Origin of the sequence: Citrobacter sp. RHBSTW-00881 (assembly GCF_013728515.1) — a bacterium.
GTDB classification, from domain to species: Bacteria; Pseudomonadota; Gammaproteobacteria; order Enterobacterales; family Enterobacteriaceae; genus Citrobacter; species Citrobacter braakii.
Genome location: NZ_CP056269.1, coordinates 3,061,261 through 3,074,666, shown reverse-complemented (window position 1 = coordinate 3,074,666; position 13,406 = coordinate 3,061,261). Strand labels below are relative to the sequence as shown.

Annotated in this window: 13 protein-coding genes and 2 tRNA genes; 6 read left to right on the top strand and 9 right to left on the bottom strand. The window is 47.6% G+C overall.

Going from position 1 to position 13,406, the window contains the following annotated elements; genetic code table 11:
• Positions 1-137 precede the first annotated feature (137 nt).
• Genes HV311_RS14865 through mobH form a run of 3 tightly spaced genes read left to right on the top strand, consistent with a single transcriptional unit; the run spans position 138 to position 2,864 of the window.
• The gene (locus HV311_RS14865; RefSeq protein WP_046481277.1) at positions 138-767 is read left to right on the top strand and encodes a ParA family protein; all 630 of its coding nucleotides are present in this window, start codon (positions 138-140) and stop codon (positions 765-767) included.
• 57 nt (positions 768-824) lie between these two features.
• On the top strand, positions 825-1,037 hold the full coding sequence (locus HV311_RS14860; RefSeq protein ID WP_191220132.1) for a toxin-antitoxin system HicB family antitoxin: 213 nt from the start codon (positions 825-827) through the stop codon (positions 1,035-1,037).
• A 12-nt stretch (positions 1,038-1,049) separates the two neighbouring features.
• Entirely contained in the window at positions 1,050-2,864 is a 1,815-nt protein-coding gene (gene mobH, locus HV311_RS14855; RefSeq protein ID WP_065366073.1) for a MobH family relaxase, read from the top strand.
• Between the two features lie 122 nt (positions 2,865-2,986).
• Here mobH and HV311_RS14850 read toward each other — a convergent pair whose 3' ends face one another.
• Positions 2,987-3,478 (bottom strand): SAVED domain-containing protein, encoded by a 492-nt coding sequence (locus HV311_RS14850; RefSeq protein WP_191220131.1) that lies wholly within the window; start codon positions 3,476-3,478, stop codon positions 2,987-2,989.
• 100 nt (positions 3,479-3,578) lie between these two features.
• On the opposite strand from HV311_RS14850, the gene HV311_RS14845 reads away from it, so the two are divergent.
• Positions 3,579-4,502 carry an IS5-like element IS903B family transposase gene (locus HV311_RS14845; protein ID WP_001118619.1) on the top strand — a complete coding sequence of 308 codons (924 nt, stop codon included), beginning with the start codon at positions 3,579-3,581 and terminating at the stop codon, positions 4,500-4,502.
• A 45-nt stretch (positions 4,503-4,547) separates the two neighbouring features.
• Here the strand turns inward: HV311_RS14845 and HV311_RS14840 are convergent, their stop codons facing one another.
• The 7 genes from HV311_RS14840 to HV311_RS14810 all read right to left on the bottom strand — a co-directional run bounded on the left by HV311_RS14840 (position 4,548) and on the right by HV311_RS14810 (position 11,176).
• On the bottom strand, positions 4,548-5,645 hold the full coding sequence (locus tag HV311_RS14840) for an HNH endonuclease (protein WP_191220130.1): 1,098 nt from the start codon (positions 5,643-5,645) through the stop codon (positions 4,548-4,550).
• 27 nt (positions 5,646-5,672) lie between these two features.
• Positions 5,673-6,143 carry a Mov34/MPN/PAD-1 family protein gene (locus tag HV311_RS14835; protein ID WP_075212272.1) on the bottom strand — a complete coding sequence of 157 codons (471 nt, stop codon included), beginning with the start codon at positions 6,141-6,143 and terminating at the stop codon, positions 5,673-5,675.
• Entirely contained in the window at positions 6,136-7,872 is a 1,737-nt protein-coding gene (locus HV311_RS14830; RefSeq protein WP_046481274.1) for a ThiF family adenylyltransferase, read from the bottom strand. The genes HV311_RS14835 and HV311_RS14830 overlap by 8 nt, the downstream gene beginning before the upstream one ends.
• Positions 7,869-8,912 carry a nucleotidyltransferase domain-containing protein gene (locus HV311_RS14825; protein WP_046481273.1) on the bottom strand — a complete coding sequence of 348 codons (1,044 nt, stop codon included), beginning with the start codon at positions 8,910-8,912 and terminating at the stop codon, positions 7,869-7,871. Before HV311_RS14825 ends, HV311_RS14830 begins: the two co-directional genes overlap by 4 nt.
• A 498-nt stretch (positions 8,913-9,410) precedes the next feature.
• Positions 9,411-10,673 carry a tyrosine-type recombinase/integrase gene (locus tag HV311_RS14820; RefSeq protein WP_046481272.1) on the bottom strand — a complete coding sequence of 421 codons (1,263 nt, stop codon included), beginning with the start codon at positions 10,671-10,673 and terminating at the stop codon, positions 9,411-9,413.
• Positions 10,674-10,834: 161 nt separating this feature from the next.
• A tRNA-Asn gene (locus HV311_RS14815) sits at positions 10,835-10,910 on the bottom strand.
• A 113-nt stretch (positions 10,911-11,023) separates the two neighbouring features.
• Positions 11,024-11,176, bottom strand: a complete 153-nt coding sequence (locus HV311_RS14810) for a hypothetical protein (RefSeq protein ID WP_191220129.1) — start codon at positions 11,174-11,176, stop codon at positions 11,024-11,026.
• 60 nt (positions 11,177-11,236) lie between these two features.
• On the opposite strand from HV311_RS14810, the gene nac reads away from it, so the two are divergent.
• On the top strand, positions 11,237-12,154 hold the full coding sequence (nac, locus tag HV311_RS14805; RefSeq protein WP_016156200.1) for a nitrogen assimilation transcriptional regulator NAC: 918 nt from the start codon (positions 11,237-11,239) through the stop codon (positions 12,152-12,154).
• Positions 12,155-12,255: 101 nt separating this feature from the next.
• On the top strand, positions 12,256-13,206 hold the full coding sequence (gene cbl, locus HV311_RS14800; protein ID WP_016152661.1) for an HTH-type transcriptional regulator Cbl: 951 nt from the start codon (positions 12,256-12,258) through the stop codon (positions 13,204-13,206).
• A gap of 42 nt (positions 13,207-13,248) precedes the next feature.
• Here cbl and HV311_RS14795 read toward each other — a convergent pair.
• Positions 13,249-13,324, bottom strand: a tRNA-Asn gene (locus tag HV311_RS14795).
• Between the last annotated feature and the right edge of the window lie 82 nt (positions 13,325-13,406).

Here is a 13,406-nt window from a genome sequence, read left to right as displayed (position 1 = left end):
CTGAACAAGAAAACCGATTTTCATGAAAGTGTGTTTTCATAAAATTATGTCCGACGTGAATACAGTTTATTGCCGCCATGCGGTTTATTTTTCGGCAATGTTCCCCCTGCATTCATTATTTTGCGTCAGGAGGCAGTATGATTATCAGCTTCATCAGCCAGAAAGGCGGTGTCAGCCGCTCCACTCTCGCCCGTGCGACTGCCGTTGAATTTGCCCGTTCCGGCAAAAAAGTGCATCTGGCAGACCTCGACAGCCAGCAACAGACTTCCGCAAAGTGGTCGGAACGTCGCGATAACGCAGGGATTTATCCTGCTGTAGAAACGGGGGTTTATCGCCGACATGATGTGGCACTCAAAGCCGCCAGCAATTACCAGTTCCTGATTGTTGATACCCGACCGTTTGTCGATATTTCCTCTCTTGATATTTCCCGTCAGTCAAATCTTGTGGTGATTGCTACCGGAACCTCACTCGACGATCTGGAACCCTCACTGCTGCTGGGGCGTGAGCTGGTGCATAAAGGGATTCCCCATAGTCGCCTGTTCTATGTGGTCGGTAAAGCGCCGAGTCAGGCCGAAGGTCGCAGCGCCATTCAGACGATTTCCGCCTGGCAGTTTGCCTGCGCCACGTCGTTCCTTATGTTCAAACCGGGCTACAGTATTGCGCTGGATGCCGGATATTCTATTACTGAAACGCCCTGGAAAACGCTTAATCAGCAGGCCAGAAATGTCATCAACGAAATTGGCACTCGCGTCAGTAGCCGTCCCTGAACCAGCAAACTGAAATCATGAACATTGCATTTCATGATTTCAGACTCCGGATCCCTTATGGCAAAGAAACCACTGAAATTATCTCCCGTAATGCCCCGTCCGCTTGAAGTTACGACTACCGATCATCAAACCGGCGAAACAAAACCGATCCAGATCCGTATCAATCCGCTATTACATCGCGAAATCAAGATTGCAGCGACAGAGCAGGGTAAAACAATCACGGCATTCCTGCTGGAGTGCTATCAGTTCTGGAGCAGAATGAATAAATGAAAGGCTGGACTCATGAAAACAGGCATTCATGCAAAGCTGAGATGGCTCAGAAGATCAGATATTCCGTCTGGACCGGTTGCCGCAGCAATGGTACCGGAAACCAGACCAGGCTGGATGAATCCCATGTCGGCTGAGAGCCTGCTGGCAAGCCCATTACGGCAGCAACTGATGCGAATTATCTGGCAGCGAACCTCACTCTCCGGGGCGTTATTCACGGAGTTGTATCAGATCCCGGTCAGGCGATTTGCAGAACTGGTGCAGCAACTACCCGCTTCGGAATACCACCATCATTCCCATCCCGGTGGTCTACTGGACCACACTCTGGAAGTTATGGCGTTTGCCGCGAAATTACGTCAGCGCCATCTTCTCCCGGCAGGTGCTGCGCCTGAAGATCAGGCCCGAGAAGCGGAGGCGTGGACGGCGGGGGTTATCTACGCGGCATTACTGCATGATGTCGGGAAGATAGCCACAGATATCTTGGTGACGACGGATGATGAGCAGCCCTGGTATCCGTGGCAAGGAGTACTTAGTAAACCGTACCGATTGAAGTACCACAAGAAACGTGATCATCAGCTTCATCCGGTAGTTGGGGGATTACTGGCAACTCATATTCTGCCCATTACTGCTCTTAATTGGCTGGCACAGTATCAGGAGTTATACACGTCATTTTTATATTGTATCAACGGGCATTACGACCGGGCGGGTATTATGGGCGAACTGGTACAGGAAGCAGATCGAGCATCGGTGGCTCAGTTTATGGGGGCGAATGCCAGCACCGCACTGGAACGTCCGCAACCGTCGCTAGCGAAGCAGATGCTGACGGCTTTGCGTCAACTGGTACAGACTCAGTTTAAACTAAGTAATCCCCATTCAGGCTCAGACGGCTGGCTGACTGAAGATGCCCTGTGGCTTATCAGTAAAACTACTGCTGACAGGGTTCGGGCCTGGCTGCTACAACAGGGGGTGACCAGCGTGCCTGATAGCAATGTTCGGCTGTTTGATGAAATGCAGGCGCATGGGCTGATTATCCCGACGTCGGAAGATAAGGCTGTCTGGTCATGTGAGATTAAAGCTGACGGTGGCTGGGCGCCGGGCTGCCCGTTAACGTTACTGCGATTATCGCCGTCACGAATTTGGGGGACGCAGGAGGAGCGGCCGACACTGTTTGCTGGTCAGGTTATTCCAGACGCGACAGCGCCGCAAACTTCCAACCTGGATGAAAACGCCGAACCAGAGATAGCATTAGAGATTCCCGTTGGACAGATTACCGGAAAAGGGGAATCTCTGGCAGATTTGACACTTTCTCTATTTGCACCTGCACTATCGGATGAGGAAATTATCAATGACTTTGTCTCGCCGATAGAAGAGCCGATGGGCGGAATTTCTCTGACTCAGCGAACAGACATCACTGAAGAAAAGTTGACTGGTGCGGAGCCAAGGACTACTAGCCGTTCCGTATCAGGCCAGGGGTTTGTCGACTGGTTGCGGGAAGGTATTCGGACCCGGAAGATGATGATTAATGAATCCGGTGCGCCAGTTCATATGGTTGCCGGTAGGGTATTCCTGGTCTCACCGGGAATTTTTAAGCTGTATATCCAGTCCACGACGGGAGAGACTGGAGAACAGTGGAAACCTGTTCAGAGGGCGTTTCAGCGACTGTCACTTCACTATTACGACAATGATGGTACAAATATTTTTACCTGTGAAGTGAAGGGGCCCCGTAAAACACGGCGGCTGAAAGGGTACTTTCTGGAAAAACCAGAGTTTATTTTTGGTGATGTTGTTCCGGAGGATAACCCATATTTATCTATGTTTGTTGGAACCTAATATTGATTGTCTCTGCTGGCGGTGTATCGCAAATTTTGGTGATGATTATCGAAAAATTAGTTACAGACTAATTAAGTCGATCCTGTTGCGCCTGAATAGGCGCAACAGGACTAGATAGTATATCAAACACCGGGATGTGACACTTTTGTTATTACTGAATTGTTCTGAATCAACAATGCTGGTTCCATCCCTTCCTCAGAAAAATCATAAACAAGAATATCTGGATGATGTAAATCACATGCCTGACCGACAAAAACTGAGGCTGCGTTGGATGCACAAATCAGAAGATGGACTCGATTTACCCCATATTGGTTTTTAAAATTATGCAAATCTTGTTGTAATCGTGCACAGAATGCTATGCCATCTTCTGGATGAGGTATTGCGCCATTTCCCATGAAATCTACTGTTGAAGTGTAGCTGACAATACAGCAACCCTTTAAGGATTTTAGCTCTTGTGCTTTGCTTACAAGTTTGGGAACTATGGCAGTAAAATTTATACAAACAACAATTTCATCATGAACAATAAGTGATTCCAAGCCCTCAACAGAGTAAAAATTTCCAACAGGTTCAGGTTTAGGCCACATCCAGCATCCGCCATCTCTGTAGCGGAGCATTGGGAAAAATTGTCCTTTATTCCGGCTTTGTTGAATAAATCGAACTTTTGCTGAGTTGAAGGATCAGATCACGTATCTTCCCGACAACGCAGACCGTTCCGTGGCAAAGCAAAAGTTCAAAATCACCAACTGGCCCACCTACAATAAAGCCCTCATCAACCGTGGCTCCATAACTTTCTGGCTGGATGATGAAGCTATTCAGGCCTGGTATGAGTCAGCAACACCTTCTTCACGAGGCAGACCTCAGCGCTATTCTGACCTTGCCATCACGACTGTGCTGGTCATTAAACGCGTATTCAGGCTGACCCTGCGCGCTGCGCAGGGCTTTATTGATTCCATTTTTTCTCTGATGAACGTTCCGCTACGCTGCCCGGATTACAGCTGTGTCAGCAGGCGGGCAAAGTCGGTTAATGTCAGTTTCAAAACGCCCACCCGGGGTGAAATCGCACACCTGGTAATTGATTCCACCGGGCTGAAGGTCTTCGGTGAAGGCGAGTGGAAAGTCAAAAAGCATGGCCAGGAACGCCGCCGTATCTGGCGTAAGCTGCATCTCGCCGTTGACAGTAAAACACATGAAATCATCTGCGCTGACCTGTCGCTGAACAACGTTACGGACTCAGAGGCCTTCCCCGGGTTAATCCGGCAAACCCACCGGAAAATCAGGTCAGCCGCCGCCGATGGCGCTTACGATACCCGGCTATGTCACGATGAACTGCGGCGTAAGAAAATCAGCGCGCTTATCCCTCCCCGAAAAGGTGCGGGTTACTGGCCCGGTGAATATGCAGACCGTAACCGTGCAGTGGCTAATCAGCGAATGACCGGGAGTAATGCGCGGTGGAAATGGACAACAGATTACAACCGTCGCTCGATAGCGGAAACGGCGATGTACCGGGTAAAACAGCTGTTCGGGGGTTCACTGACACTGCGTGACTACGATGGTCAGGTTGCAGAGGCTATGGCCCTGGTACGAGCGCTGAACAAAATGACGAAAGCAGGTATGCCTGAAAGCGTGCGTATTGCCTGAAAACACAACCCGCTACGGGGGAGACTTACCCGAAATCTGATTTATTCAACAAAGCCCTTTATTCCCTAAAAGGGCACCGAGCCCAACAAGAGCAGGCATAGGGCCAAACGCAAATAATGCAGCTTTAAAATTTTTATTACGTGTCTGATTTCGAATCTGCTGAGCTGAATTCTCAATCAGAGAAATTATCTGTTCCCTGTCAGAGCCATGTTGAAGGAAAAAACTTTCTCCGCAAGTTTCAATAATATTAGAAGCACCTAAAGCTCTAAGCCGCATTGATGATAGCGAGGCTGCTATTTCTTTTGAACCAGGAGCAGAAATAACCTGGGCATTGACAGGCCAAAGTAGGACATAGACATCTACTGGTTCATAGCTTAAGCCATCTAACAACAGCTCAGATGTGTGGCAATGTCTTGAGCGCATTTCGGAAAGGCGAGAAGCAGGATAATCGCATCCAGCAATTTTATCAATCAATCGATGGTGCTTGTCACAGAGTAAAAGTACGTTGCTGGGATCATTGGATAATTTTTCTGATAGAACAGCTACCCCACGCTCCCCCCTTTCTGATGACGCAACATTATGTGCTAGATAACTAAAGTTTCCATGCGCACCGGTTAATTCATCCATATTCAGACGCAGTCCACAACCGGTAAACATACATCGACCGTGACTATCTTTCCATACTTCATCCTTCGTTAGTTTGCTAAAATTTTCGCCGCGTCCCTTTGCTTTAGTTCCACCCGTGGATTTCAGGAATCTCCTGATCTCATTTGTAGTAATTTTTATTGTCTGAAATTGGCATAGTTGAAGAACTTGCTGAATTGATCTCAAATTGGCTACATGTGCACTTTCTAATGATATTCCCTGAAGAATAGCCAACTTAAGAGGCTTCTTTCCTTGGCATAAACGTTGAATTATTAAAATTAGTTCATCCAAAGGGAAATTAAAACGCATTGCAGACACTACATTCGATTCAAATTGGAGAGCGATAAGTGAATTTTTATTATTGTCATCAGTGAAGTAAATAACTTCATCCCATTTTACTTTCTCATCAAGAAGTCTAATATATTCATTAACATTGATTATCGTATCAAAAGGAGGAAAGTGAGTTTGGTTGAAAAATTCTTTATCAATAGTATTCATTGTTCTACCTTCTTTTATGATTGTATATTAGAACTCTTGCCGTAGAAGATTTCCCTCTAAGAAATAATATAATGCATTTTGTTCTGTTCCAATTATTACGAAAAAAAGTTGCCTCTCTTTATTCCGTGAATTGCACTCTTTCCAGTCCCTAATGTCTGTGTATGAAGCATGGGGTACTTTTTCCGGGTGAGTATGCCATGTACCAAGATAGATCAATTGACCGCTGGAGCTTTGATGCAGATGATCAACTCTGCGTTGATGTTCAGGATCTTGAAGCGTAAAACTCAATCTGGAACATCGATCCCCATTCTGAGGAACGGTAACTTCGACTAAGTGATAATGTTCCACTCCAAGATCTTTATTACCAATGAGGACACCAAATGCTTCGGGGGCCGTTGAGCGACTTTGCCGGTAACTTAGCCAGGTATCACTCACTGTCTTTGGGATGTTAATCCTGAAGTTTGTAGTGTCAATAGTAATTGATTCAGAATTATTCATTGCAAATATCACATTCAGTATTGTACAGGGGTAATATTTCTAATGAGCGGTTAAATGCTTGATATCTATCGCTTAGCTTAAATCCATTCTCGCTCGCATCAACTGGACTTCCTTTCCAACTAATTTTTGATGAATCATGGACTTTACCAAGAAGATATTTAACAGCAAGATCTGCAGTAATAAGGGCTGTCTGAGTTGATGCGATGTAAGTGTATGGCAAAAAAGCATCTCCGCATCCAGCATGATTTTTTGTCAAATCCTGATTGGGTGCCAGGAAGTTCAGGTTTGATGCGAGTCCTCGAGAGAAGTCGGAAGGGTCAACATATGCACACCGCAAACAGCCTTTTTGGGCGGGAATATCCAGAACTGCATGCCCACCAATACCATATCCTTCAACCCAAGTATTAATAACTGGAGTACCAATTTTTTCCTTAAGCAAGTAGTCATGAAATAATCGTTCATGGGTAGGTGAGCCTATCGCTATGATGATAATATCAAATTGCGACAGAAATGCCCTATGCCTTAACTCAAGTAATCTGTCAGTATAATGTTCGATCGCAATCCAGGGGTATTTACTTGTCAGGCTGTGCCAAAGCGCGAGTGATTTTCGAGATAAAGCATATGCAGGAGGAAGAATATGCCGATAAAGATTATTCAGCGAAAGATAATCAGGGTCACATAACGTAATATGACCGATACCAGAGGCTGCAAGTTTGTCTGCAATTTCACCACCAACTGAGCCGCATCCTACAAGCAACACCTTTTTACGAAGAAGACATTGCTCGGCACCACTCCTTGGCATAAGTCTATCTTGGTTAAAAGTTGATACTTCTAAGGGCGTTAGCTCCCACTCCACTAAATGAGATCCTTTAAAGGGTAGGTGTTTCCTGCCTTTTACAGAGCTTTTTAGTGAAAAATAAATACCAAACCATGTCATTCCTGATGGGGTAGGGGAATTAAAAATGAGCCAAAATTCATGGGAGCGTTGCTGAGAGAATTGTTGCGTCAATTTGGTTCGAACTGCCACCGGTAAATCAGCTAATAGGGAAAGATACCAATCGGCAAGGTCTTCTCTCTGCTTAGGTGCAGGTGTCGCGATACTAAGGGGTATAACAAATCCTCGTCCCTTAGTTGCTTCTCGATCTGTTATGAGCTGATTAATCGGTGAAAAAATGTTGTCTGGTACACATTCAGCTGCATATCCCACATAGTATGATCCCAGTCCTCTGACAATATTTTTACGTGGCTTTAAAACACATAATTCTTCCATCTTTTTGCTTTCAGTCAAGCAGAGAAATGGAGCAGTGTTTTGGGCAACTATATTTAGCCAACCAGCTTCAAACTCTCTAATTAGCTCAGAATTATTCCATTCGCTATCTGATAAAGCATTAGTCAGCAATGCGATGTGCCTTGTGAGTGACTCCTCAAATGCCAGTTCTGGGCGTTCATAGTTTACGGATACAGCATCAGGAACATTTACACAGATACTCGCGTAGCGTTTATCTGCATGAATTGTAGTATGCGCGAGCCTAGGCAATGCCGATGGGTCTCCTAAAAGAAAGCTGGGCATTTGGGTTAATTCAGGGACGGCAATATGAAGCAAAGTAACTAAAAAATTATTAATCTCAAGTTCGACGGTGAAAGAATCATTTCCCGCAGAGCCGTAAGGGAAGACGGATACTTTGTATCCGCATTCTGTTAAATGTGTTTGAATTTCTGAATAATTCATGCGCCCTGAGATGTCCCTACCGCGCCTGCGGACGCATACACTGTTTTTTTAGCAACCGACGATGCAGATGATGACGAAGCACACTTAGGGAAATCATCTCCAAATACACTGCGTAACAGCTCACATTGTTTGGACTCATCTTCTTCATCAGCAACTTTACCAAGTGTTTTTGATAACGAGCTAAACTTGTTACGGAGTTGCGTGCCCGTAGCAGTGCTACTACTATGAAAAATGTCTCTGAAAGGGCTGACCGGCAGAGCAACTTTAACCTTGTATTTATCCACATCAACCAAAGTAAAATAGTTGCTATAATTCAGAATGTTATTTATGGTCGAACGTAGAGCAGAAAGATCATTCGGGAAGCCTTCATCATTGATTGAAGAGGCTAAGCACTCTTTGACCATAACAGCAATACCTATTGAATAGATTTTGCGCCGAACATCCTCGCTAAATGTGACGTTTCTCCAGCGCTTAAGATACCGGACAATGCGGCGGTATTGGTCATGTTTTTTGGAACCATATACCCCATTTTTATCGTAACTATTTACCCAATCGATCAGTTCGTGGGGTGCAGACCGGGACCACTCTCGATTGTTCTCATCAGAATGTTTTTTACCAACCGCAAGCTCGTACTGTCCGTTTTCGTATTTACGATAAATGGGGATGTCAACATGAAGGTCATCGGCTTTGTAATCAGCTGTGACACAAGGCTTTTTTATCTTAGCGTTTTTAAAGCCCCGATCCTCAAGCACTTCCAAAACAGCCAACTTAGGTGTAATGGGATTTTCTGGCGCTAAATCGGCTTCAATGACGATAGCACGATCAATATCAAAATCTTGACCTTTTTCCCGGATACCTGTGCTGGTCGCCAATGAGCCCTGAATGAAATCCTCAACGACTGGATAGCCATCTTCTTTGAAGCGTTTTTTGATATCCGCTGTGATGCTGTCGTCCTTCAGACGTGCCGTTGTGTACTCTAGATCCTGTCTGCCTAACTTGATAGCATCATGAAAATTCATGAATTTGTTTTGAAGACTCATAGTAACCCCACATTTGTTGTGAACAGGATCGATAGTGAGGCCGCTTCGCTTGTTTTCAAGTACTAATGCGAAAAAATAAGTCAGTTCTGATTGCCATATCGCGAATTTGTATAAAGCTAAACTTTCAAATAGGTAAAACGCCGACAGTTATAAGTGAGATATCCCCGTGATGAAGGATTGTACGACAAACCTGAGGAAATATGAGGTGTGACGTAACGACTATAGGGGAATAATCATTTTTATCAATGACATGTCATGATGCCATCAATGATTGACAGGCGTGATTTTCATCAGAAGTCATAGGCCGAGTAGGTGAGTTATATCAAAAATGGAATGCCTGCTCGGGAGCCTGGGAAATTTCGAACAACAAGAAAAAGGGTCAGCGAGGTGGTGGAGTAAGCTAGCATAGAGTACCTAAATCTGTTGCAGCAATGAGAACACCCGATGAGATTTTTCGGGTGTTGCAGGGCTAAACTATTACAGGAGCAGTCACCTTACTTAGACCATCCCATGCAGTCGTGCATAAATATATGGGGCAGTGTACCCGTCACGACTGACGTCCAGATAATCCGACCACCACTGCATCATAGCTTTGCGGGCGTCGAGGTGCTCAGCGCGGTGAATGTACGCCGCACGCACGCTATTGCGCTCCTGATGGCTCATCTGCCGCTCCACGGCATCCCGCGACCAGAGTTCAGATTCCACCAGTGCGCTACAAGCCATTGCCCTGAAGCCATGCCCGCAGATGTCGGTTTTGGTATCGTAGCCCATCAGACGCAGCGCCCGGTTGATGGTATTTTCACTCATCGGCTTATATGGGTTATGGTCGCCGGGGAAGACCAGCTCCAGATGACCGGAGATTTCCTGTATTTGCTTCAGAATAGCTATAGCCTGCCGGGACAATGGCACAATATGCGGAGTGCGCATTTTTGCCCCACGACCTGAAAAACGAACTTTATCTATCGCCTCTCGGGTGGCGGGGATGGTCCAGATTTTGTGTCTGAAATCTATCTCGCTCCAGCGGGCGAATCGCAGTTCGCTGGAGCGGATAAACAGGTGTAGAGTCAACACCACCGCCAGTCTCGTAAGCTGCCGTCCCTGCTGATAGTCGCCAATACGCTCAAACAATTCGGGCAACCTCTCCAGCGGCAGGGCGGGATAGTGATTTTTCACCGGCGGCGCGGTGACGCCTTCCAGATGCTGCGCTGGGTTGCTTTCGGTCAGTCCCTGCTGCACGGCGTAGCGCATGATGTTGCAGAGTTGCTGCCGGGTTCGGGACGCGACTTCCAGAAAGCCTTTATCCTCGATAACTCTCAGCAGTGCCGTGAAATGCTGCGTTTTCAGCATCGTGACGGGCAGATGACCGATTGCCGGAAAGATATGATTTTTCATACTGGCGAGGATGCGCTCCGCATAGTCAGTCGACCATTTCTTGTTGGTTTTGTGCCATTTCAGAGCGACAACTTCAAAGCATTTTTCTGGTGAAGCAGCGGCTTTTTCAGTCATGCGTTGCTGTGAGGGATTGATATTCTGCGCCAGCAGTTTACGAATACCGTCGCGCTGCTGGCGGGCGTCAGAAAGGGAGACCTGCGGATAGGCACCTAATGCTATACGGGATTCTTTTCGGTTGAAGCGATATTTGAGATACCAGAGGCGTGAACCGCCCGGATTGACAAGCAGATACAGGCCCTGAGAATCAGTCAGTTTAAAGGGTTTATCGGAAGGCTTAATACTGCGGATTTTCGCGTCGGACAGGGACATATGGTGGTCACTCCATTATCGAACTGAAATGACCCCAAATCAGACCACCAATTTCGCCGGATGCGCAGGGGAAACCAGATACGCATCGGGAAAGGTTTTCACGCTAACTTATTGAAACCTAATCATATAGGTACTTTTAAGTACGCCTGAAAACAAGAATTTGGCTCCTCTGACTGGACTCGAACCAGTGACATACGGATTAACAGTCCGCCGTTCTACCGACTGAACTACAGAGGAATCGTTTGAACGAGGCGCATATTAGCGAGGGCGATGAGGCTTGTCAAAGGGGGAAATACATTTGTGCGTTCGTTTGCTGACAAAATCAGCAAAGCGGCGATCTTTCCGTCTTTTTATGCTTTTGCCCCATTCTGGTGCGCGTCTACCTCTTCCAGGGCAGCCAGAATGAGAGATTCAGGTGTGCAAAAAGTCCATTCTTCACCTTTGAGCCTGACTTTACGCGGTTTTAACCGTACAACACGGCTGCTGACTAAACTGGCAAGCATCTTGCAATCCTGAAATTAATGACTGCCAGCACGGGTTCTGGTATTCCGACAGGAGGCAAAATGAACTTCAGACGACTGAAATATTTCGTGAAAATCGTCGATATAGGTAGCCTGACCCAGGCAGCGGAAGTGTTGCATATCGCGCAACCCGCGCTGAGCCAGCAGGTTGCTACGCTGGAAGGCGAACTGGATCAGCAACTGCTGATTCGCACCAAACGCGGTGTCACACCGACGGAAGCGGGGAAAGTGTTGTATGCCCATGCGCGGACGATTTTACGCCAGTGCGAGCAGGCGCAACTTGCGGTCAATAACGTGGGTCAGACCCTGGGGGGACAGGTCTCTATTGGCCTGGCACCGGGGACGGCGGCGTCAGCCATCACTATGCCGTTATTACAGACAGTACGAGCAGAGCTGCCCGATGTGCTGGTCTATTTGCATGAAAACAGTGGGGCGGTGCTGAATGACAAGCTGCTCAGCGGGCATTTAGACATGGCGGTGCTCTACGAGCGCTCACCCGTGGCGGGTATCAGCAGTCAACCGTTGCTTAAAGAGGATTTGTACCTGGTCGGGACGCGTGATTGCCCAGGGCAAAGCGTCGATTTAGCCGCGGTGGCGCAGATGAATCTGTTTTTGCCACGGGATTACAGCGCAGTTCGCCTGCGTGTAGATGAAGCTTTTTCGCTTCGTCGCCTGACGGCCAAAGTGATTGGCGAAATTGAATCTATCGCCACCTTAACAGCTGCCATCGCCAGCGGGATGGGCGTCACAGTGTTGCCTGAGTCAGCGGCCCGTTCATTATGTAATGCCGCGAACGGCTGGATGGCGCGGATAACAACCCCGTCGATGAATCTGCCATTATCGCTGAACGTCTCAGCCAGAGGGAGCTTATCGCCGCAGGCACAGGCCGTGAAGGAGATCCTGTTGTCGCTGGTAAGCCGTCCGGCACTGGAAAACCGCGAGCTACAGCTGGTCAGCTAAACCTTATTCCCTTCAGGAATAAGATGCGGGTTTTTATTATTTGTTATGCCGGGCATCAGACTTTAACAATAGCGTAATGTCTGATGCGCCCGGAGCGAAAAGTGAATTTCCAGCAACTTAAAATAATCCGCGAGGCGGCCCGTCAGGATTACAACCTGACGGAAGTCGCGAATATACTGTACACCTCGCAGTCGGGAGTCAGCCGACATATTCGTGAACTTGAAGATGAACTTGGCATTGAGATTTTTATCCGTCGCGGTAAACGCCTGCTGGGCATGACCGAACCGGGCAAAGCCTTGCTGGTTATTGCCGAGCGTATTCTGAATGAGGCCAGCAACGTTCGCAGACTGGCGGATCTGTTTACCAATGACACGTCCGGTGTACTGACGATTGCCACCACGCATACACAGGCACGCTATAGCCTGCCCGCGGTGATTAAAGCCTTTCGTGAGCTCTTCCCTGAGGTGCGTCTGGAACTGATCCAGGGTACACCGCAGGAGATTGACGTACTGTTGCAAAACGGTGGGGCAGACATCGGGATTGCCAGCGAGCGACTGAGCAGCGATCCGCTGTTGGTAGCTTTTCCCTGGTTTCGTTGGCACCACAGCCTGCTTGTTCCTCACGACCATCCCTTGGTGAAAACGTCTCCTCTCACACTGGAATCTATCGCCCACTGGCCATTAATTACGTATCGTCAGGGGATTACGGGGCGTTCCCGTATCGATGAGGCATTTGCCCGTAAAGGGTTAGTGCCGGATATTATCCTCAGCGCCCAGGACTCGGATGTGATTAAAACCTATGTGTCGCTGGGGCTGGGAATCGGGCTGGTGGCAGAACAATCCAGTGGAGAGCAGGAGGAGGGGAGCTTAACCCGTCTGGATACCCGGCACTTATTTGATGCAAATACCGTCTGGCTGGGCCTGAAACGCGGGCAACTGCAGCGCAACTACGTTTGGCGATTCATTGAGCTATGCAACGCAGGGTTATCCGTCGATGAAATCAAGCGCCAGGCGATGGAGCCAGATGAAGCCGTGATTGATTATCAGATATAAAGCAAGAAGCCTGCTTAGTTTCCTAAGCAGGCTTCTTAAATATGGCTCCTCTGACTGGACTCGAACCAGTGACATACGGATTAACAGTCCGCCGTTCTACCGACTGAACTACAGAGGAATCGTGTGAACGAGGCGAATATTAGCGATGCCACTCAGCGTTGTCAAAGCCTGAATAGATAAATGCGATTGTTTGCTGAAAT